The 19720-nt window shown below is 60.5% G+C and carries 20 protein-coding genes and 1 tRNA gene; 9 read left to right on the top strand and 12 right to left on the bottom strand.

Features of this window, described 5'->3' with window-relative positions:
• Nucleotides 1–143: 143 nt before the first annotated feature.
• Nucleotides 144–986, top strand: coding sequence for a hypothetical protein (locus JQ574_RS17480; RefSeq protein ID WP_212383707.1), 843 nt, complete (start codon nucleotides 144–146; stop codon nucleotides 984–986).
• Here JQ574_RS17480 and JQ574_RS17475 read toward each other — a convergent pair.
• Nucleotides 945–1397: a very short patch repair endonuclease gene (locus JQ574_RS17475; RefSeq protein ID WP_212383705.1), complete on the bottom strand. Its 453-nt coding sequence runs from the start codon at nucleotides 1395–1397 to the stop codon at nucleotides 945–947. The genes JQ574_RS17480 and JQ574_RS17475 overlap by 42 nt on opposite strands.
• Nucleotides 1360–2532 carry a DNA cytosine methyltransferase gene (locus tag JQ574_RS17470; protein ID WP_212383704.1) on the bottom strand — a complete coding sequence of 391 codons (1173 nt, stop codon included), beginning with the start codon at nucleotides 2530–2532 and terminating at the stop codon, nucleotides 1360–1362. The genes JQ574_RS17475 and JQ574_RS17470 overlap by 38 nt, the downstream gene beginning before the upstream one ends.
• A 235-nt stretch (nucleotides 2533–2767) precedes the next feature.
• Here JQ574_RS17470 and JQ574_RS17465 point away from each other — a divergent pair, with 235 nt between their 5' ends.
• Nucleotides 2768–3598: a hypothetical protein gene (locus JQ574_RS17465; protein ID WP_212383702.1), complete on the top strand. Its 831-nt coding sequence runs from the start codon at nucleotides 2768–2770 to the stop codon at nucleotides 3596–3598.
• A 109-nt stretch (nucleotides 3599–3707) separates the two neighbouring features.
• Entirely contained in the window at nucleotides 3708–4904 is a 1197-nt protein-coding gene (locus tag JQ574_RS17460) for an HNH endonuclease (protein WP_212383700.1), read from the top strand.
• Between the two features lie 253 nt (nucleotides 4905–5157).
• Here the strand turns inward: JQ574_RS17460 and JQ574_RS17455 are convergent.
• Nucleotides 5158–5232 (bottom strand) — tRNA-Glu (locus JQ574_RS17455).
• A gap of 460 nt (nucleotides 5233–5692) precedes the next feature.
• Here JQ574_RS17455 and JQ574_RS17450 point away from each other — a divergent pair.
• The 3 genes from JQ574_RS17450 to JQ574_RS17440 all read left to right on the top strand — a co-directional run bounded on the left by JQ574_RS17450 (nucleotide 5693) and on the right by JQ574_RS17440 (nucleotide 8806).
• Nucleotides 5693–6145, top strand: a complete 453-nt coding sequence (locus JQ574_RS17450; RefSeq protein WP_212207725.1) for a (2Fe-2S)-binding protein — start codon at nucleotides 5693–5695, stop codon at nucleotides 6143–6145.
• 2 nt (nucleotides 6146–6147) lie between these two features.
• Nucleotides 6148–8466 carry a molybdopterin cofactor-binding domain-containing protein gene (locus JQ574_RS17445; protein ID WP_212207724.1) on the top strand — a complete coding sequence of 773 codons (2319 nt, stop codon included), beginning with the start codon at nucleotides 6148–6150 and terminating at the stop codon, nucleotides 8464–8466.
• A 67-nt stretch (nucleotides 8467–8533) separates the two neighbouring features.
• Entirely contained in the window at nucleotides 8534–8806 is a 273-nt protein-coding gene (locus tag JQ574_RS17440) for a hypothetical protein (protein ID WP_212207820.1), read from the top strand.
• A 68-nt stretch (nucleotides 8807–8874) separates the two neighbouring features.
• Here JQ574_RS17440 and JQ574_RS17435 read toward each other — a convergent pair whose 3' ends face one another.
• From JQ574_RS17435 to JQ574_RS17425, 3 genes are all read right to left on the bottom strand, one after another.
• Complete coding sequence (locus JQ574_RS17435; RefSeq protein ID WP_212207723.1) at nucleotides 8875–10605, bottom strand: methanol/ethanol family PQQ-dependent dehydrogenase; 1731 nt, start codon at nucleotides 10603–10605, stop codon at nucleotides 8875–8877.
• A 78-nt stretch (nucleotides 10606–10683) separates the two neighbouring features.
• The gene (locus JQ574_RS17430; protein ID WP_212383698.1) at nucleotides 10684–11319 is read right to left on the bottom strand and encodes a ubiquinol-cytochrome c reductase iron-sulfur subunit; all 636 of its coding nucleotides are present in this window, start codon (nucleotides 11317–11319) and stop codon (nucleotides 10684–10686) included.
• A gap of 127 nt (nucleotides 11320–11446) precedes the next feature.
• A complete protein-coding gene (locus JQ574_RS17425) occupies nucleotides 11447–11782 on the bottom strand; it encodes a hypothetical protein (protein ID WP_212207721.1) in 336 nt (111 codons plus the stop codon).
• Nucleotides 11783–11832: 50 nt separating this feature from the next.
• Here JQ574_RS17425 and JQ574_RS17420 point away from each other — a divergent pair, with 50 nt between their 5' ends.
• Both JQ574_RS17420 and rpoH read left to right on the top strand, forming a co-directional pair.
• Nucleotides 11833–12813, top strand: a complete 981-nt coding sequence (locus JQ574_RS17420) for an RluA family pseudouridine synthase (RefSeq protein ID WP_212207819.1) — start codon at nucleotides 11833–11835, stop codon at nucleotides 12811–12813.
• 214 nt (nucleotides 12814–13027) lie between these two features.
• A complete protein-coding gene (gene rpoH / locus JQ574_RS17415; RefSeq protein ID WP_212207720.1) occupies nucleotides 13028–13927 on the top strand; it encodes an RNA polymerase sigma factor RpoH in 900 nt (299 codons plus the stop codon).
• Nucleotides 13928–14313: 386 nt separating this feature from the next.
• Here the strand turns inward: rpoH and JQ574_RS17410 are convergent, their stop codons facing one another.
• The 6 genes from JQ574_RS17410 to JQ574_RS17385 all read right to left on the bottom strand — a co-directional run bounded on the left by JQ574_RS17410 (nucleotide 14314) and on the right by JQ574_RS17385 (nucleotide 18663).
• Entirely contained in the window at nucleotides 14314–14574 is a 261-nt protein-coding gene (locus JQ574_RS17410; RefSeq protein ID WP_212207719.1) for a type II toxin-antitoxin system RelE/ParE family toxin, read from the bottom strand.
• Nucleotides 14571–14840: a hypothetical protein gene (locus tag JQ574_RS17405; protein WP_212207718.1), complete on the bottom strand. Its 270-nt coding sequence runs from the start codon at nucleotides 14838–14840 to the stop codon at nucleotides 14571–14573. Before JQ574_RS17405 ends, JQ574_RS17410 begins: the two co-directional genes overlap by 4 nt.
• Before the next feature lie 60 nt (nucleotides 14841–14900).
• On the bottom strand, nucleotides 14901–15524 hold the full coding sequence (locus tag JQ574_RS17400; protein ID WP_212207717.1) for a peptidoglycan recognition family protein: 624 nt from the start codon (nucleotides 15522–15524) through the stop codon (nucleotides 14901–14903).
• A gap of 39 nt (nucleotides 15525–15563) precedes the next feature.
• Nucleotides 15564–16781: a GGDEF domain-containing protein gene (locus JQ574_RS17395; protein WP_212207716.1), complete on the bottom strand. Its 1218-nt coding sequence runs from the start codon at nucleotides 16779–16781 to the stop codon at nucleotides 15564–15566.
• Nucleotides 16782–17508: 727 nt separating this feature from the next.
• Nucleotides 17509–18123 (bottom strand): LysE family translocator, encoded by a 615-nt coding sequence (locus tag JQ574_RS17390; protein ID WP_192736709.1) that lies wholly within the window; start codon nucleotides 18121–18123, stop codon nucleotides 17509–17511.
• Nucleotides 18124–18267: 144 nt separating this feature from the next.
• Nucleotides 18268–18663, bottom strand: coding sequence for a response regulator (locus tag JQ574_RS17385; protein WP_212207715.1), 396 nt, complete (start codon nucleotides 18661–18663; stop codon nucleotides 18268–18270).
• A 147-nt stretch (nucleotides 18664–18810) separates the two neighbouring features.
• Here JQ574_RS17385 and JQ574_RS17380 point away from each other — a divergent pair, with 147 nt between their 5' ends.
• Nucleotides 18811–19689, top strand: coding sequence for an SDR family oxidoreductase (locus JQ574_RS17380; RefSeq protein ID WP_212207714.1), 879 nt, complete (start codon nucleotides 18811–18813; stop codon nucleotides 19687–19689).
• Nucleotides 19690–19720 lie beyond the last annotated feature (31 nt).

Genomic DNA, 19720 nt, shown 5'->3' with positions numbered 1-19720 from the left:
GTATGCCGGACGCGCACCGCTATTGCGGGCGCGGGTGCCGCCAGGCGGGATGGACCGGTCGCCCAAGGAAGAACTGACCCGCAACGGGTCGCCTGGCCGAATCAGATAAGAGGAAGGGTGAACTGGAAAATTCCGAGGCACGGATGAATGGGCCTGCAATACTCGTTCGGACGTTATCGAAGGTCAGTATCCGCGATCGCTATCATAACATGTGGCAATATCATTCGAGGAGTGATCACCACTCGAAGATTGCGTGCTGGGGCGTGATTTTCGATTTGATGGTAACAACTCCGCTCCTGCGTCGCCATGTCGAGGCCGGTGTCGTTTGCTTCGGCATCAATCACGAAATGCGAGATTTTGTCCACGATCGAAAGAAGAACCTGGATCTCGTGCTGTGCATGCCCGGCGGGCCCACAACAACTGAGACTTTGGCGAGCATTGCGGCAGATTACGATATTGAGCTGACAGAGAAGGAGCAGACGGCATTGGATGGGCTTCCGAAGCTCGTCCGCGCACCGGTAGGCTCAGTGCTGATGGCGCTTGAAGCCAAAGCGTGCATGACGGCACATCAGCGCGCCCTTCCCCGCCTATATGACGAGTTGAACTCGTCTCATCTAACGGTGCACGGAGCAAGCGAGCAGGCAATTGCCGTCGCGTTCACCATGGTGAATCTCGCGGATACCTATCTCAGTCCGGATTTGAACAAGAAGAACCGATCAGCTGACCCGGAGTGGAGCCGACACCGGCAGCCACGGGATGCTCAGCTAGCAATCGATAAGATCAAACAACTACCGCGTCGTTCAAAGGTGGGCGACGTTGGATATGATGCGATTTCCATCCTGGTAATAGACATGGCGAACGATGGATCGCCCCCTAAGCTGGCGACTGGCATTCCTTCGCCACCGAATGGCGACATCTACAACTATAAGAATATGATCGCTCGGCTATCTGGCATCTACGCTACGCGGTTCAAGGACCTTAGCTAGTTTGTCTCGGATTTGGTCCTGCTGACATTCCCAAATGATGATGACGCGATAACCCTCGCGGCGGAGCCGCATTGCGCACCGGGCGTCTCTCCGTTGATTATCACGAAACTTGGCGGTCCAAAATTTGCGGTTTGATTTTGGAACCGTCGCCCTCGAACATCCTTGGTGATGATGCCAGAAACACCCGTTTACAAAAATGGCCCACCGCTTAGAGCGATTCGCGAAATCGGGACTTCCGGGAAGCGTCTTTACGTTCTTGCGGTAGTAGGCACCCACATCGCGCAATGCGGCCGCAACAATTGTTTCGATTTTTGTTCCCTTCTGCCTAATCCGCGCCATTCGCGCGGAGGTTCTGGGATCTGGGCTGCCGCCTTCATTCAGCGGCAATGGCGAATTTCGAGTGCTTCGCATTCTCAAGCGCTTCCATGCGGAGAAGATGTTCGCGAAGTCTATCTTGGAAGCCGTCCGCAAAGCGAAGCTTTGCCCGCTCGGTCCTCGAAAGGAATCCACGTGTCGCACGGGCCGAAAGGGGCTTTCCGGCGTAGCGGAGGAACTGCGTCAAGGCTGGTCGCGTTCCCCATTTTGGATAGCAATTGATGCGAACCGCACATCGGCGATTACCATCATAACGCGCCGCCGTGGGCCACCTCCCGTTCGCAGGAAGTTCAAGATCTCGGCTGACCTCATATTTGACTGGCCGATTTAAGCGTCTGCCCAACCATGTCGCAACTGGAACTGTGACTGCATTTCCGACAAGCGACCAGCGCAGCGACGCACGACCAACCCGTTCTGCCGGACGGGTCCAATTCTCCGGAAAACCTTGAAGACGTTCTGCATCCCGAATGTCGGGCGTAATCACTTCGCCAGATGGCAGCAAGATCGCGGGGGGAGAAGCAATACCCACGGTCGAGCCGTTCTTCAATGTGGGAACCGAATCAACGGCCCAGCCGAGGCCACGTACTCCTTCGGTCCAATAGAATCCATGAGCGTGCAAATCGAGATTGGTTGGAACCAAACGTGGCTCAGCTTCGTCAGTTAGAACTATCGAAGCTGGATCGATATCGGTCGTGGTCGCGACAAAAAGCACCCGCGCCCGCCGTTGCGGCAAAAAAGAGAGACTATTCACGACGCGATATGCCCAGCGGTAGTTGCGCTCCTCAAACGCTTCGACAAGGGCCCGCATGCCGCTTCCCTTATCCAGCTGCAACATGAATGAGACGTTCTCCAGTACGACCCAAGGCACACGCCGGCGATCGAGAAGGCGGAAGATTTCACCGACTAGGCCCGACCGAGAACCCCCGATACCCAGCGTTTGGCCCGCCTGGCTCAGATCCTGGCATGGAAATCCCGCTGCTATCAGTTCAACTTCGCTAGGGAGCGCTTTGAGTTCTCTAACGTCCCGTTTGCATGGAACGTCAGGCAGCCGGTCTGCCAGAACGGCCCGAGCCGGCTCCCAAATTTCGCAAAGAAGAATTGACTCATGCCCCACTGCGGCAAGGCCACGCTCCAATCCCCCAACACCGGCGAATAGCCCCGCTACCTTCACTTCCAGTCAGTCCTAACCACAACGAATCGAAGAGCAGTCTGCATTACAGTAACACGTTCTCACTCTGTTCTCAATCCTCACCCCATCAACACACTAGGTGAGCGTCCCGGTCCAATGCGTCGTTACGTTGCCTAGCTATCGGGCAACAAGAAAGCGTCTTACCCGATACAGTACAAAGCGACGATTATCAAAAGACCGGGCATAATTGGGATCCAAACAGTACAGGAGGTGTCGAATGCCAGCAGTTTGGGCTAGCTCGGCGTTCGCGGGAGGCGACGACACATTTCGGACGCTTCATCAGGGGCTCTCGGTCAGTTTGATTTCGACATCTCGCGATCAACTTAGAACTTGCAGACCAACTGAACTGGCCTCGGACGTTCTTGCTGCAAATTCAGGTGAGTTCGACTTCATTCCAGTTATAGACAATTCCGATAGCCACCACGGGTTTGTCGGCCTTTTTCCTGCAGCCGCTGTTCGCAATAGTGGTAGAATCGATGGGACCGTGGCGTCTCTCTATCAGCCGCTAGCGGACGAACTCTTAATCCATTCCGACGTGAGCATTTTGGACTACGTCCTCCAGGCAGATAGTCGCCCTTGCTGTCTCCTTATCGAGGATTCGCAAATTGTAGGATTAGTCACTCTATCTGACCTACAGCGATTGCCAGTGCGCGCAGCCCTGTTCGCGCTCATCACTGGCTTTGAGATGACAATGGCGGACTTCATAAAGGCAAGGTTACCGGATGAAGCAGCTTGGATGGCTATGCTTAGACGGGAGAGACAGGAAAAGCTCCGACGAGAGATATCGACTGCTCGCACCGGTGGAGCTTTCATAGATGCGCTGCTTTTCACGCAATTTTCGGACAAGGCCCAAATTCTCAAACAGTTAGATCTGGGTCTAGACCCCAATCTGCTAACGCAACAACTGGAAGACTTCCGGAATCTCAGAAACAGCCTCGCACACGCGAACGAATACGCTTCCTCGCCGCATAAGGCCAAACAGGTTTGCAAACTGGTCCGCAACCTCTTGAGCGTGCGGCTACAGTTAAACAAGGAGCTAGCTCAATAGACGTGCGACGATATGGCTGCCTTACGACAATTGGAAACTCACATGAAAACCCGGCTGGAATTATTGAGTGCGGTAAAAAAACTTCCGGCGGGCGCTCAATTCGGCTCCCTTGCTGAAGCAACGCTTCGTAGGATGGCTTTCGGAATACAACAATCCGCTATGGCGCAAGAATCCTGATCGCGATGCTCGCTTTATTTACAACAAGTTAAACGCACCAATGACGATTTTGTGGCTCGCAGCGGCAGCGGGCATTGACGAGAGGATAATTGGAACCGCCTTAAAGCGTGTCAAATGGTCGGAGCGACCTGAAACCAGTGCTGCCGCCGCGCGCAAGGTGTTGGCTTGGGACATCATCGCCCATAAGCTCGATGAGTGGCGGCCGAGTGCAAGCCATATCGCGCGAAATTTTGTTGCCTATCACAATCGAGAACAAATCGGGCAACCATTTCTTAGCGGAGACGATGCGTCCGGTATCGACGAGGCAACGTTCTTCACTGCAAAGCAATTCAGACCTGAAACGCTTTTAGGCAACCGTCTGTGGGTATTCGAAGGATCGGGATCACCGCGCAGATACACACTGGCTTGTCATGGGACGATCGTCGGCCTTAAAAAAAGAGCGCGACCAGCGTGGTACCAAAGAAAGAGGCGAAGGGACGGAAGATCGGTTGTATTCCGCCTAGACGACCCTAACCCCGTCGCTGTGGATGTTACCGGGCTCGGATGGTTCAAGCGGCTACGCATTCAGCAACAGTCGTTTCAGAACGGGCTAAATTCTATAGACGACAGCAATGCCATCTTTGCACTACACCGATTGGCGAACCCAAGCGCCGAAGAGAGATCAGTGCAAATCGCCCAGGCGCAGCTCTCAAGGGAGGCAAAACAAACAACCGATCTGATCGAGATTGCGAGCCGAAAGCGCGACGAAACCACTCGAAAGATCTTTATCGACGCCCGATTGGGTCAAGGTCAATTTCGAGCGGACGTAGCAAGGCTCTGGAGTAACGCCTGTGCCGTGACCGGCTGCGACATTCCAGAGATGTTACGAGCCTCCCATATGAAGCCTTGGAACATCTCTAATGATGGCGAACGCCTCGACCCGCAAAACGGATTGCTCTTGGCGGCACACGTTGACGCGTTGTTCGATCGGGGCCTCATATCCTTTTGGCCGAACGGTACCATGATGATCTCGGACGCAATCGATTCAGCAAATCTACGACGCCTCCGCCTACCCTCGAAACTACGTCAGAAACTCTCGGCGGGTCAGCAGCGTTTTCTCGCGCATCACAGACGTAGCTATTTTAACTGAGGAAGCTCTCGGCACGCCGTTTCCGCTAACGCGAATTGTCGCTTCATCGCCGAAGTGATGTAACACGTGAAACGACTCGTTGCTGAAGTCGAGATCTATAAGCTCGCCGAACCGGATCGCCTCTTGCGGATTCATTCGCTTGCCTAGCTCATTGCTTCGAGCTCGTGAGCAATAGGCCATCTCGGCTGTTGGAGAAAAGTTGGAGAAGCGCAGTGCTTCTTCCTAAAGGATCGACGTAAGCAATTGATATCATTGGCGCTCCCTAGGGGAATCGAACCCCTGTTTCAGCCTTGAGAGGGCCGCGTCCTAACCGCTAGACGAAGGGAGCGTACGGCAGAGGGAATAGCCGTGAAATCGGCCCGCCGCAAGATGGCTGTGGGGCGGATGGGCTCATAACGACACCGCAAAAGCCAGCATCGAGGCCCGAAAACGGCGGAATCCCTGACCATCTGCCGGGCGAACTAGACCTTGTCTGTTGCCCGGCTTCCACTGTGGCGTGAAAACCCGGCAACTTCCCGGCAGCCCTGCTTCTGACAAACGGCACATCCCAAACACCTGTCTGTGAAGTCACCGCGGCGTTAACGTCTGATAGCATCACCGTATTCTTGATGCCGAGGCCGGCCAGGCCAAATCGCGAAAGGACATCCGCAAACCGCAAACTGCCTTGGGAAAACTGCCTTGGAATATTGCCTGGGCAGGGAAACCCGCGCGGCGATCCGAGCGAATGGAAATGTGTTCCGGCTCGTGCCGCAAACAGATCAACAGCTTAAAAAGAGCGAGGGACAGCCATGATCAAGGTAAAGATAAACGGCCAGGAACAAAATTGGGATGGCGATCCGGATCTTCCGTTACTCTGGTTTCTCCGTGACGAGGTGGGACTGACAGGGACCAAATATGGCTGCGGCCAGGCCCTGTGCGGCTCGTGCACCGTCATCATCGACAAGCAGGCCGTGCGCGCCTGCATCACCTCGGTTTCCGACGTGGTCGGCCGCGACGTCACCACCATCGAGGGCCTGCACCCCACCGGCGATCACCCGGTGCAGAAGGCCTGGCGCCAACTCAATGTCCCGCAATGCGGCTATTGCCAGACCGGCCAGATCATGCAGGGCGCCGCGCTGTTGATGGACAATCCAAAGCCTTCCCATGACCAGATCCGCGAAGCGATGGCGGGCAACATCTGCCGCTGCGGCGCTTACCAGCGCATCGAGAACGCCGTGCGTCTGGCGTCGACGGGGGTGTGATCATGAATATTCTCACCAATCCCAAAAAACTCCGTGGCTTTGAGCGGCATCTCAAGGTCGAGAACGTCTCCCGCCGCAGCATCCTGAAAGGCCTTGGCATCGCCGGCGGCTTCGCGCTCGCGGCGCCCGTGATGTCGCGCCCGGCTTTCGCCGCCTACGAGACCGGCGCAGGGGCGATGCCGCACGGCACCGTGGTCGATCCACGCGTGTTCGTCTCGATCGCGCCCGATGGCATCGTCACCATCATCGGCCACCGCGCCGAGATGGGAACCGGCGTGCGGACCAGCCTGCCGCTGATCGTCGCCGAAGAGATGGAAGCCGACTGGTCGCGCGTCCGGGTCCAGCAGGCGCCCGGCAACGAGGCCAAATACGGCAACCAGGATACCGACGGCTCGCGCAGCACGCGGCATTATCTGATGCCGATGCGCCAGATCGGCGCCTCGGCGCGCTCGATGCTGGAGGCCGCCGCCGCCAAGCGCTGGGGCGTGCCGGCGACCGAGGTGAAGGCCCGCAATCACGAGGTGGTCCACGCTGCGAGCGGACGCAAGCTTGGCTTCGGCGAGCTTGCCGCCGATGCCGCGAAGGAATCGGTGCCTGGCATCGAAGGCTTGAAACTGAAGGACCCGAAGGATTTCCGCTATCTCGGCAAGGGCCAGATCGGCATCGTCGACCTCAAGGACATCACCACCGGTAAGGCGCAGTACGGCGCCGATATTCGGCTGCCGGGCATGAAATACGCCGTCATCGCCCGCCCGCCGGTGACCGGCGGCAAGCTGAAGTCGTTCGACGCGGCGGACGCGATGAAGGTCTCCGGGGTCGAGAAGGTATTGGAGGTCAAGGGCTGGCCGTGGCCATCCAAATTCCAGCCGCTCGGCGGCGTTGCCGTGATCGCCCGCAACACCGGGGCGGCGATCAAGGGGCGCGACGCGCTGAAGATCGTCTGGGATGACGGCGCCAACGGCAAATACGACTCCGTCGCCTACCGGGCTTCGCTCGAGGAGGCCGCGCGAAAACCGGGGCTGGTGGTGCGCAAGGAAGGCGACGCCGAGGCGGCGTTGAAGAGCGCCGACAAGGTGATAACCGGCGAGTATTATTTGCCGCATCTGGCGCATGTCAGCATGGAGCCGCCGGTCGCGGTCGCCGACGTCAAAGGCGACAGGTGCGAGATCTGGGCGCCGGTGCAGAGTGCCGGCGGCACGCGCGAAGACGTCGCCAAGACGCTCGGCATCCCCGAAGCCAACGTGACCGTGAACGTTACGCTGCTCGGCGGCGGGTTCGGGCGCAAATCGAAATGCGATTTCGCGATCGAGGCGGCGCTGCTGTCGAAGGAACTCGGTGCACCCGTGAAGGTGCAATGGACGCGGGAGGACGATGTTCGTCACGGCTTCCTGCACACCGTTTCGCTGGAACGCATCGAGGCCGGGCTCGACAAGAACGGCAAGGTGATCGCGTGGCGGCACCGCAGCGTCGCCCCGACGATCGCTTCGACCTTCGCGGCCGGTGCGAAGCATGCGGCGCCGTTCGAACTCGGCATGGGACTGATCGACAATCCGTTCGAGATCGCCAACCTGCAATGCGAGAATCCGGAGGCCGCGGCGCATACAAGGATCGGCTGGTTCCGTGCGGTGTCGAACATCCCGCGCGCCTTCGCAGTCCAGTCCATGGTCGCCGAAATCGCTGCTGCGACCAAGCGCGACCCAAAGGACATGCTGCTGGAGCTGATCGGATCGCCGCGGCTCGTCAACCTGTCGTCGGTGAAGGACCCCTGGAACTATGGCGAGCCCTACGGCAGCTATCCGATCGACACCGCGCGCTTGCGCAAGGTGGTGGAGCTGGTCGCGGACAAGGGCGGCTGGGGACGGTCCGTGCCGAAGGGCCACGGGCTCGGCATCGCCGTGCACCGCAGTTTCGTCAGCTACATCGCGACCATCGTCGAGGTCGCCATTGACGACAAGGGCAAGCTCACAGTGCCGAGGGTCGATACCGCGATCGATTGCGGAACCTATGTCAATCCGGAGCGCATCGAATCCCAGATCGAGGGCGCGGCGATCATGGGATTGAGCCTTGCCAAATATGGCGAGATCACTTTCAAGGACGGCAAGGTGCAACAGGGCAATTTCGACGATTTCCCTGTGATCCGCCTGGACGAGTCACCGCTGGTGACCCACGTCTATATCGTGCCGCCGGGCCCCGACACGCCGCCCAGCGGCGTCGGCGAACCCGGCGTGCCGCCGTTCGCGCCGGCCCTGATCAACGCGATCTTCGCCGCCACCGGCAAGCGCATCCGCAGCCTGCCGATCGGCAAGCAACTGGAGGCGTGACAAGGAACGTTAAGGGGCCGAGGCCGTTTTCATCGATCTGACAGGAGCCAGGTCGATGAAAAGGTCGATGAAAGTCACGATGGTGAAGTTGGGGACGCTCGCGGCAGCCTTGCTGGCGAGCGTCCTTGTTTTTGACGTGCAGGCTGCGAGCGCCCAGACCAACACGGCGCCGGACGCAACGGCAACGCGGCCGGCGAAGACGCCGTCAGGCCAGACTTCGATTCCAAGCAGTGGGCCGGCCGCCACGACGACGCAAACCACCGGCGAAGCCAGCCGGGATCCGACCATCAAGCAGATGAACGAAACCGAAAAGTCGAAGGTCGATTCCAAAGGCAAATGACTTGAAATAAAAAGCGGCGGGGTTGAACCCGCCGCTTTCTACGCCACCCCCGTCGAACTGTTCGGCCCTTACTTCTTGACGGCGAACACCCAGACGACGCCGCCTTGCGGCACGTTGTTCTCGACACCCACATTATTCTGGGTCGCCAGCGCGTCCTGGATGCGTTGCGCGTCCACGCCCCAGCCGGATTGCACGGCGATATATTGCGTGCCGTCGACCTCATAGGCGATCGGCATGCCCACGATGCCGGAGTTGGTCTTCTGCTCCCACAGCAACTCGCCCGTCTTGGCGTGGTAGGCACGGAACATCCGGTCGTTGGTGCCGCCAACGAAAACGAGATCTCCCGCCGTCGCGGTCACCGAGCCGAACAGTTGCGATTTGGGAAAGTTCTGCTGCCAGACCTTTTTCCCGGTGGCCGGATCCCACGCCTGCAGTTCGCCAAAATGATCGGCGCCGGGGCGAACCTTGAGGCCGATGTCCTCGGGCTTGGTGCCGAGCCAAAGCTGGCCCGCAACCAGCGGCACTTTCTCGCCGGTAAAGCCGCCGCAGAAATTCTCGTTGGCGGGCACGTAGACCAGGCCGGTCTTCTGGCTATAGGCCGCCGACGGCCAATCCTTGCCGCCCCACAGTGACGGGCAGAACTCGACCCGCTTGCCAATCACCGGCTTGTGCGCGGGATCGACGATCGGCCTGCCGGTCTCCGGCTCGATTCCCTTCCAGACGTCGGTGTGAACAAAGGGCCAGCCGCTGACGTAGTTGATCTTGTCCGCCTTGCGCTCGAGCACCCAGAAGATCGCGTTGCGGCCCGGATGAATCAGGCTCTTGATGGTGCGGCCGTCCTTTTGCAGGTCGACCAGCATCGGCGCCTCGACCTCGTCCCAGTCCCATGAATCGTTCTGATGGTACTGGAAGTATGTCTTTATCCTTCCGTTCTCGGGGGCGAGCGCGAGCACCGAGGTTGAGTAGAGATTGTCGCCGGGATGCGTATTGCCCGGCCAGGGTGCGGCATTGCCGGTGCCCCAATAGATGGTTTTGGTCTCGATGTCGTAGTTGCCGGTCATCCAGGCCGGCGCCCCGCCCGATTTCCAGTCGTCACCGCTCCAGGTTTCATGACCGGGTTCGCCGGGACCCGGAATCGTAAAGGTGCGCCACAGTTCCTTGCCGTTCTCGGCATCATAAGCGACAACATATCCGCGCACGCCGAACTCACCGCCGGAACCGCCGACGATCACCTTGCCGTCGACGATCAGCGGCATCAGCGTCAGGTACTGACCCTTCTTGTAGTCCTGAACCTTGGTGTCCCAGAGCACCTTGCCGGTCTTGGCGTCGAGCGCGACGACGTGATCGTCGGTTGTCGCAAGGTACAATTTGTCCTGCCACAACCCGACGCCGCGGTTGGTCGGATGCAATTGAAAGAGATCGTCAGGAAGCTGGCGCTTGTATCGCCAGTACTCGTCACCGGTCTTGGCGTTGAGCGCGATCACCTGCCCCGCCGGGGTCGCCACGAACATCACGCCATTGTTGACGATCGGCGGCGCCTCATGGCCTTCGACCACACCGGTCGAGAAGGTCCATACCGGCGTGAGATCCTTGACGTTCGAAGTGTTGATCTGGTCGAGCGGGCTGTAGCCCTGCCCGTCATAGGTCCGGCGATACAGCATCCAGTTGCCGGGTTCGGGCTTTTCGAGACGGGCCGACGTCACCGGGCTGTAGTTCTCGATCGGCCCCGCGCCGGCGGCGGCTGAGACAAGGCACGTGAATGCGACAGAGCTCGACAATAACCAATGCTTCGTGGTCATGAGACGCAACCTCCCTGTTTTGTTTTTTTTCATTCATTCCATGGTCGTGCGAATGCCCGATGCGGCTTCATCTTCGAGTCAGGTACCTACCTTTCCAATGAATGTTGCGGTGACGGTGAGCGCACCGTCAGAGATCGCCAGCGGAAGCGCCGCCAGGCGCCGCGGCGCCGGCCCGAACAGGACTTTTGCGCTTTCCCGCGGATCATATTCGGAGTTGTGGCAGGCACATTTGAACACGAGCTTGTCGCCCGACGCCTGTTTCACCCAGCCGGTGACCGGGCACCCCGTGTGCGAACAGATCAGCGAATAGGCGACGATGCCGTCGGCGCTGCGTGATCGCGTGTCATCATCCAGTTCGGCTGGATCGAGCCTGACCACCAAAAGCTCGTTCAACCGTGAGCCCTTGCGGATCACGGTGGTCTTGGGATCCTTTGGCCACGCGCGCACGGGAGGCCCGCCAAGCTTCAAATCCTCGGGCTTGATGGCCTCACCGGCGTGGTCGCCTTCCGAGAACACCAGCGTGTCAGCTTTTTGCGGCCGCAGATTGCTGCCGGGCTGATCATCCTCCGCAACGGAGGGCTCTGGAGCAGCAAGACAGGCGCAAGTCGCAAGCGCCGTCAGCAACATCGCACGCCGCGTCGGATCGGAAACCGCAGCATCGTGTTCAACGATGGTGTTGAGGGGAACCGCGGCGCTGGGGTTGGATTCCGACATGGCGCAAGCTGAGCGTGTAACTCAGCCAAAAAAATGGCGAGCGTCCAACTTGCCGGCGTTGCTGCTACGCGAAAAATCACCTTGCATTCTGAAGTTGAATTCGACGAGCGGCCGTTGATCGCTCCGCTCAGGGCTCGCTCACGAATTTCAGCTGCCCTACAGGTTTCAGCGTCTTTGCATCAAATGTGCGGATTTCGGTTACGCCGCCGATATCGAGGGTCACGACAAGCCGATCGCCGGCGACGCCGGTGGACACGATACGGGCGCCTTTCGGCAAGCTCGCCGTGGTATCTGATATCGCTGCGGGGCTTCCCTCGCTGCGATAAAGACGATAGCCGATGGCGGTCAGGACGATGGCGACGGCGAGCGCCGAGGTCAGGCCTGCGATCAGCATCATCCGCCGCACCCGTGCAAACAGCGCGGCCTGCTCGGGGGTCGGTTCGGGCACAACGGTATCGGTCATACAAAGGCTCTTCTTTGGAACACGTCACGTCTTCGAATAACGGCGAGAGGCTGGAGGTCACGGTCGGCGGCGACGAGGGATCGCCCCGGCTCGACCGCGTGCTCGCGGTGCTTCGCCCGGAACTGTCGCGGTCACGCCTGAAGGCGTTGATCCTCGCCGGTTCCGTCACCGCCAAGGGCACCCCCATTCGCGACCCCGCTTATCATGTTGCCAAGGGCGATACGATCACAATCGACGTCCCGGAGGCCACCCCGCCCGAGCCAAAGGGCGAGGATATCGCGCTCGATATCGTCTTCGAGGATGAGGACATTATCGTCATCGACAAGCCTAAGGGCCTGGTCGTGCATCCCGCTGCCGGCCACGAAACCGGCACGCTGGTGAATGCGCTGATTGCCCATTGCGGCGCAAGCCTTTCCGGCATCGGCGGTGTCCGCCGCCCGGGCATCGTGCACCGGCTCGACAAGGACACGACAGGGTTAATGGTCGTCGCCAAAAACGACCGGGCTCACCAATCACTGACCGCCCAGTTCGCCGACCATGGCCGCACCGGACCAATGCAGCGCGGCTATCTGGCCTTTATCTGGGGTGTGCCGAACCGCCAGCGCGGCACGGTCAATGCGCCGATCGACCGGCATCCCTTTGCCCGCGAGAAAATGGCGGTGCGCGACAACGGCCGCGAGGCGGTGACTCATTGGGAGCTGCAGGCGGCCTTCAATGGCCGGGACGGCAAAGCGGTCGCCTCGCTCCTGGCCTGCCAGCTCGAGACCGGGCGGACCCATCAGATCCGGGTGCATCTTTCCCATATCGGCCATCCCCTGATGGGCGATGCGGTCTATGGCCCGCACTTCAAGACCAAAGCCGGCCAGCTCGGGCCCGGAGGTCAGGCGGCCTTGGCCGCCCTCGACCGGCAGGCCCTACATGCCTACCTGCTTGCCTTGGAACACCCAAGGACAGCGGAATTTTTGCACTGGGAAGCGGCTTTGCCGGAGGATTTGCTTCTCCTGCGACAGGCGCTGGAAGCGGCCGTATGACGCAGGCCCTCCAGAAAAACATTGTTATAACAATAGGTTATGGCTGCCACACGGGGACGTGACGTCAGCATTCCTTCCCTATTTGTTCGTTTTCGGCTATGTTGCACCTGCGCTGAATATCCAGCGCGGAACATCGCAGCCTGGTCGGCTTTAACACAGCGATCACCTGCCGGGCCCGCCGCTATCGGGGGCCTGAACCACTGGAGGGCGCTCAATGGCCCGTACAGCTACGTTGCCGGTTCTCAATGGAGAATCCGGCCTTTCTAGATACCTCGCCGAGATCCGCAAATTTCCGATGCTGGAACCCCAGCAGGAATACATGTTCGCCAAGCGTTGGCGCGAACATGACGATCGCGACGCGGCACATCACCTTGTCACCAGCCATCTCCGGCTCGTCGCCAAGATCGCCATGGGCTATCGCGGCTACGGCCTGCCTATTTCCGAGGTCGTCTCGGAAGGCAATGTCGGCCTGATGCAGGCGGTCAAGCGGTTCGAACCCGAAAAGGGCTTCCGACTCGCTACCTACGCCATGTGGTGGATCAAGGCGTCAATACAAGAGTACATTCTGCGTTCCTGGTCGCTCGTGAAAATGGGCACCACCGCGAACCAGAAGAAGCTGTTCTTCAACCTGCGCAAGGCGAAGAGCAAAATCTCCGCGCTGGACGAGGGCGATCTGCGCCCCGATCAGGTGGCGATCATTGCCAAGCGCCTCGGCGTGACGAATCAGGACGTGATCGACATGAACCGCCGCCTCGGTGGCGACGCGTCGCTCAACGCTCCGATCCGCGACGACGGTGAAGCCGGCGAATGGCAGGACTGGCTGGTCGATAACTCGCCCAACCAGGAAGCCATCATGGCTGAACACGAGGAGTTCGATCATCGCCGCCAGGCGCTGAACGGCGCCATCGGTGTGCTCAACCCGCGCGAACGCCGCATCTTCGAGGCGCGGCGTCTGGCGGAAGAGCCGATGACGCTGGAAGACCTCGCCGCCGAATTCGGCGTGTCGCGCGAGCGCGTGCGGCAGATCGAGGTCCGCGCTTTCGAGAAGGTGCAGTCGGCCGTCAAGGGCACGATCGCCAAGCAGGAAGCCGCCGTGCTCGAAGCCGCGCACTAATTTCGCGGCCAAGGCAATGAACGACGAAAGCCGGCGGCAACGCCGGCTTTTTGTTGTTTGGTAGTTCAACGTTCGCAGTGTCGTCCTCCGCGAAAGCGGGGGACCCAGTACGCCGCGGCGGTCATGATATGTCGCGCGATAATCGCGGCCTCTGGAATACTGGATCGTCCGGTCATAGGCGGAGCGGAAGCGACGCCGTTCTTCGAACGGCTATGCCGGACGATGACAGCAGAGTTCAATAACACGTCCGCAAATAATCCCGGGTGCTGGTCGACTCGTTCAGCGTGCTCCAGTCATTGGGATCACAACCAATCAGCGCGGCCGCCCGGCCTGATCAGCCGCATCTTCCAATGGATGGCGAAGCCGGTTTGAGGAGCGCAAGCATTTCAATCTCGTGCTTCCCGAGCGTGAAATACCCGCAGCATGACCAAGCGTTTTACATAGGCTGCACCGAGACCCTGCAACACGATCTGGCGATATTCTTCCCTGCCCGCAATCGGTCGCCCAAGCCTTGGATGTTCCGATAGAACTTGCACCTTGTCGACGATCTCGCGAGCCACGATTGCGGCGAGCGCAGGATGCTCGATCAAGAATTCAGCAAAGCGGTCGAGATCGGCGAGGGCGGCGTCCGACCATTCCAACCTCATCGATTGCGCCAGCTCCGGAACGCTGGCGTACCCCAGGTCTGAAGCCACTGGACGACGTCATCGTTCGATACAACTGAATCTTGTGTCTCAAACGCTTGCCAGCGACGATCAAGCTCCGCCACCTCGTCGACATCGGCCTCGACGGGGCTGACGGCAAGCGTCGCCAGTTCGGCAACCAGCTCGGGCACGGTTACACCCCGCTCCGCTGCCCGCCTCTTCAGCGCCGTCGCAGTGCTATCATCGATTTCGATCGTCTCGGTTTTCATGCCTAATATGATAGCCCAAATAGCGCTCTTGATCCATACTTCGCTGGCTGCCAAAAATCCCTACTCGCCCCACTCCCGCGCCAGCTTTGCAAGCTCGCAGCCTTCGCAATACCGGGCGTCCTTGAAGTCGATCCAGTTATGCGCATAGACCTGCGTCAGCGGGATGCGGTAACGCGCGCGCAGCACCTTGACCAGGATGCGCCACGCCGCCACCTGCGCCTCGGTGGGGCCGCGCGTCACGTCGGGAAAATTGCCGGCGAATTCCACGCCGACCGAATTGTTGCCGACCACCTGACGAAAGGTCGGGCGGTTGTCGATGTATTTGTTGTCGTTGCGATTGCCGCCGTCGCCATGGGTCGGCACCAGATTTTCCGGCACCGCCCAGTACACGGTGCCGTCGGTTTCGACCCAGACCATGACGCCTCGCCGCGTCGGATTTTTGGACTGCGCCTGTGCCCCGCCACGGGCCGAGCCGGCCGGGCCTTCGGTCTGGTGCACGATGATGTTGCGCCAGGGATGCGCCTTTGCAAGGTCGCCCCATGGCGCCAGCCAGACCATCTTCAACCCCGGAATCTCGGGCGTGCCGGACGACCGCGCGATAGTGGCGAGGTCGGGCGTTTGGGCGGATGCGGGAAAAGCGAGCGCGATGGCGCAGAGCGCAATCGCAAGGCGGCGGAGCTTCATACGCTAGGGATCCAATGACGACCCCTTGAGTAACATGCTTCAGGCGCGCTTGCGCAAGCTCGCATCCGCCAGCACGGATATTTCGATCCCGGGCGCCAGCGGCGGCGCGGGCTCGTAGGTCGCAAAGCAGTTTCGGCCACCCTTCTTGGCGTCGTAGAGCGCGTGGTCGGCGGCCGCGATCAGACGGTCGGGGAACGCCCCCATCTCCCGGGTCCATTGTGCGACGCCGATCGAGACCGAGATCGGAATATCCTTGCCCATGCATTGTTCGGCATCGGCGCGGCAAACTTCCAGCACCCGACGCGCGATCATCGCGCCCTCGCGCAAGGTCGAGGACGGCAGCACGATGCAGAACTCGTCGCCGCCCGACCGCGCCAGCATGTCGCCGGGGCGCAGGCGGGTTTGCGCCATCAGGGTGAAATGCTGCAGGCAGGCGTCGCCGGCGGCGTGACCGTAGGTGTCGTTGATGCCCTTGAATCCGTCGAGGTCGATCACCAGCAACGCGAACGGCTGGTTGCAGCGCTCCGAGCGGGCGCATTCCTCGGTCAGGCGCTGCACCAAATGGCGGCGGTTGCCGACGCCGGTGAGGTCGTCGAGCAACGCCAGATCGGCGACTTCATTGCGCAGATGGTCCATCGCCATCAGCAGGAAGCCGAAATTCAGCGCCATCGACAGGAATACCATCACCAGGATCACGCCCGACTGCACCGGGCTGAAATGCATGTAGTTGACGTTGCCGACGATGCCGCCGACCAGCCGGATGCCGTAAATGGCGATGATGAGGCTGGCGACGATGGCCGCCAGCCGCGCGCCCGGATTGACGCGGCCCTGATGCGGGGTCAGCAGCAGTTTGACGCTCAGCGCCAGCGGAAGAACCTGGGCGATGGTGAAGATGGTGATGCGCGCCGGCGCGCTGTCATAGGCGAACACGAAAAAGGAAAGGCCGGCGAAGCTCAGCCCCAGGACCAGCCAGGTGGCGCGCCACGACACTGGTTTCTCGAAGAATTTCTGAACGCCCATCGCGGCAAGGCAGAGGGCTGCGATCATCGCGGTGCCGGCGATCAGCAGCGGCCAGAGTGCGTCGGTCACGACGCGCAGCATGGCGACGGCCGCGCCTGTGGCAGCCATGAAGGAAGAGGCGGTCCAGTACCGCGCCGCATAGAAGGACGGATAGCTGCGGATCACGTAGGCCCAGATCAGGCCCAGCGCGAGAAAATTGATGACGAACACCGTCCACAGCGTCGGAACGCTCAGCATCGCCTGCCCGGGACGTCTGCGGTCCCGTCTCCCCTGTTAGATCGCCCCAGTAAATCGCTCAAGGCTTTCACCTCCGCGGGCGTTTCCCCGATCGACAATCCCCGTTGTCTTACGGACAAGGTGCGCCCTGCTCGCTTAACGGACTCTCACCGTCGCCGGGTAATCAATACCGTGGTTTTAAATTGATGAAGAGCGCGCGCGTTGGGGCATCGTTAAGCATGATGCGCGCGGCGCGATCGGCGCTACCGAATGGCATTTCGGCGGAAAAGCACGTCAAAATGCATAACAGCTGTGGATAACGTGATGACGGCGACGTGACAGCACGCGGCATCGCACCGCGAATCTGTTGCAATTGATCTCGAGGATGTTGCGAGGTTGGCCCTCCGCCAAGCATGCCTCGGAGTCGCGTTTCAATCCATTAAAACCTTGAGAGGATTTACTATGGCTAAGAAAGCGAAGAAGGCGAAAAAGGCGAAGAAGGCGAAGAAGGCCAAGTCGAAGAAGTGAATTTTGGCCCGGGTGGGGCGCTCAGTTCCGCCCGGGCTTCCACCTTCGAGACTTCACTTTCAAGGCTTCACTTTCGAGGCTCTAGGTACGTTGCTCTAGGTACGTTCAAGGCTTCCACTTTCAAGCCTCCCAATTGCAAAACCATCGATTTCGAAAGCAGCGGGCTTCGGGCCCGCTTTTTTGTACCCCGGGTATACTCTGAGCCTTTTGTGTCCTGAGTCTATCTCTCCGCGAACGCCAGCTTCGCGCCCAGCGCGGCAAATCCCGCCGCAAAGCTGCGGCGCAGCCAGGCCATCACCCTGGGCCGGGTGATGACGCGGTCGCGGACGCCGGCCGCGAACAGGCCGTAGATCGCGAACACCGCAAACGTCATCGCCATGAAGACCCCGCTCAATTCCAGCATCCGCGCCAAAGGATAGGCCTCGTCTACCGCGATGAACTGCGGCAGGAAGGCGAGGAAAAAGATCGAGAGCTTTGGGTTGAGGATGTTGATCAGCACCGCCGTGACGATCACCCGCCGGCTCGATCGGCCCGGCGCCGGCCGGGCGTCGATCGCAAGCGCGCCGGTTTCGCGCAGCGCCTGCCAGGCCATAAAGAGCAGATAGACCACGCCGCACCATTTCAACACCGCGAACGCCAAAGCGCTGGTATGCAGCACGGCGGCAAGCCCGAGCATCGCCGCCAGCATCTGCGGCAGGATGCCGAGCGTGCAGCCGAAGGCTGCGGCGATCGAGGCGCGGCCGCCTTGCGTCAGCGCCACCGCCAGCGTGTAGAGCACGCCGGTGCCGGGCGATGCGACCACGATCAGCGTGGTGAGCAGGAAGGACCATGTCATCAATCAGACCCCATTGGCTGCGAATGCGGCGCCGGTCGGCCATATCATGGCGCGGCCGGTTGCGAAAGCAGCGCATCCGCCAAGACGTGGATGGCCGGGTCAAGCCAGGTCAAGCCCGGCCATGACAGATGATGGGGTCGGCCACTACGCCTCGCCCATCCGGCTCCAGGCGATCGACATCCTTTCCGCCTCGCGGATCACGTCCAGCGGCGCCCAGGGCTTCGCCCAGAATCGGGCGCCATCCGGCAGCTTCTGCCGCAGCGGTTTGCCCGAGGTGACGATCACATCGATGTCCGGATTGAATCGTTTGGCGACATGCGCGAGCTCCACGCCGTTCTTGTGGCCGGCGAGCTGGACGTCGGTCATCATCAGGACGAGGCTCGCCCCCGCCTCCTCCAGCACCAGTTCGGCGGCCTCCGCGCTTTCGCACTCGATCACGTCCATGTCGCTTTCTTCCAGCAACAGGCAGATCATTTCCCGCTGCATCGGATCGTCTTCGACAACGAGTGCGGTCGCCCGGAAGGGTTTTGATTGTCCCATAATTCGCCTCCCTGAATGGGTATTCATCAACCTGACGGGGGTTAAAGCGGAATATCGCTTTATGTTCGGTTCCAATTTGCGAAAGATGCGGGAACCCGCACTGCTGCGCGGCCTGTCTGTTTTCTCATCTGTGGGAGCTACCCTCGCATGACTGCCATCAATGGATCGGCCGCCGCCGTAACCGGCGCGGCCAGCGGCATCGGCCGCGCTTTGGCGCTTGAACTGGCCGCGCGCGGCTGCGACCTGGCGCTCGCCGATCGCGACGAGGCCGGGCTGCAGCAGGTCGCCGCCGAGATCGCCAAGACCGAGATCGCCAAGGCCGGGATCACCAAGGCGAACCAATGCAAGGTCTCGACGCACCGCGTCGATGTCGGCGAGCCCGGCCAGATCTCGGAATTCGCTGAAGCCGCCAGCGCCGCGCATCCCAGGCTGAACATCGTGATCAACAATGCCGGCGTCGCATTGCTCGGCCAGTTCAGCGAGATCGAACAGGCGCAGATGGACTGGCTGTTCAACATCAATTTCTGGGGCACGGTGCACGGCACGCGCGCATTCCTGCCGATCTTGGCGAAGCAGCGCGAGGCGCATATCGTCAATCTCTCCTCGATCTTCGGCATCATCGCACCGCCCGGCCAGACCGCCTATTGCGCGGCGAAATTCGCGGTGCGCGGCTTTTCGGAAAGCCTGCGGCATGAGCTCGCGATGGCCAACAGCCCGGTGCGATTGTCGGTGGTGCATCCCGGCGGCGTCGCCACCAACATCGCGCGCAACTCCCGCACCGGCACCGGCGTCACCGATAATGCCCGCCGCGCGCAATCGATCGACCGCTTCGATGCGGTGGCAAAGACGACGCCGCCGGCGGCAGCGCAGCGCATCATCCTCGGCATCGAGAAAAACCAGCCGCGGATTCTGATCGGCAACGATGCCTGGTACATGGATCTCCTGCAGCGCTTCCGGCCGGCGACGTATTGGCCGGTGCTGGCGAAGCGGCTGGAGAAGGCGATGAGCGCGGGGAAGGTTTCGTAGCTCGCCACACATTCGGTGTCGTCCCGGCCTT

It is taken from the genome of Bradyrhizobium sp. AUGA SZCCT0158, assembly GCF_018130065.1.
Lineage (GTDB): Bacteria > Pseudomonadota > Alphaproteobacteria > Rhizobiales > Xanthobacteraceae > Bradyrhizobium.
The sequence above is the reverse complement of the archived record's forward strand: the minus strand, read 5'-3'. Positions and strand labels throughout refer to the sequence as shown.

Excerpts from the sequence above, each read along its gene's own strand:
- JQ574_RS17440 (WP_212207820.1), top strand. The coding sequence starts at position 8,534 with ATGAAAGTCACGATGGTGAAGTTGGGGACGCTCGCGGCAGCCTTGCTG.
- JQ574_RS17445 (WP_212207724.1), top strand. The coding sequence starts at position 6,148 with ATGAATATTCTCACCAATCCCAAAAAACTCCGTGGCTTTGAGCGGCAT.
- JQ574_RS17385 (WP_212207715.1), bottom strand. The coding sequence starts at position 18,663 with ATGGGACAATCAAAACCCTTCCGGGCGACCGCACTCGTTGTCGAAGAC.
- JQ574_RS17480 (WP_212383707.1), top strand. The coding sequence starts at position 144 with ATGAATGGGCCTGCAATACTCGTTCGGACGTTATCGAAGGTCAGTATC.
- JQ574_RS17430 (WP_212383698.1), bottom strand. The coding sequence starts at position 11,319 with ATGTCGGAATCCAACCCCAGCGCCGCGGTTCCCCTCAACACCATCGTT.
- rpoH (WP_212207720.1), top strand. The coding sequence starts at position 13,028 with ATGGCCCGTACAGCTACGTTGCCGGTTCTCAATGGAGAATCCGGCCTT.
- JQ574_RS17380 (WP_212207714.1), top strand. The coding sequence starts at position 18,811 with ATGACTGCCATCAATGGATCGGCCGCCGCCGTAACCGGCGCGGCCAGC.
- JQ574_RS17390 (WP_192736709.1), bottom strand. The coding sequence starts at position 18,123 with ATGACATGGTCCTTCCTGCTCACCACGCTGATCGTGGTCGCATCGCCC.
- JQ574_RS17410 (WP_212207719.1), bottom strand. The coding sequence starts at position 14,574 with ATGAGGTTGGAATGGTCGGACGCCGCCCTCGCCGATCTCGACCGCTTT.
- JQ574_RS17405 (WP_212207718.1), bottom strand. The coding sequence starts at position 14,840 with ATGAAAACCGAGACGATCGAAATCGATGATAGCACTGCGACGGCGCTG.
- JQ574_RS17395 (WP_212207716.1), bottom strand. The coding sequence starts at position 16,781 with ATGCTGAGCGTTCCGACGCTGTGGACGGTGTTCGTCATCAATTTTCTC.
- JQ574_RS17475 (WP_212383705.1), bottom strand. The coding sequence starts at position 1,397 with ATGCGAAGCACTCGAAATTCGCCATTGCCGCTGAATGAAGGCGGCAGC.
- JQ574_RS17400 (WP_212207717.1), bottom strand. The coding sequence starts at position 15,524 with ATGAAGCTCCGCCGCCTTGCGATTGCGCTCTGCGCCATCGCGCTCGCT.
- JQ574_RS17465 (WP_212383702.1), top strand. The coding sequence starts at position 2,768 with ATGCCAGCAGTTTGGGCTAGCTCGGCGTTCGCGGGAGGCGACGACACA.
- JQ574_RS17425 (WP_212207721.1), bottom strand. The coding sequence starts at position 11,782 with ATGACCGATACCGTTGTGCCCGAACCGACCCCCGAGCAGGCCGCGCTG.
- JQ574_RS17435 (WP_212207723.1), bottom strand. The coding sequence starts at position 10,605 with ATGACCACGAAGCATTGGTTATTGTCGAGCTCTGTCGCATTCACGTGC.
- JQ574_RS17450 (WP_212207725.1), top strand. The coding sequence starts at position 5,693 with ATGATCAAGGTAAAGATAAACGGCCAGGAACAAAATTGGGATGGCGAT.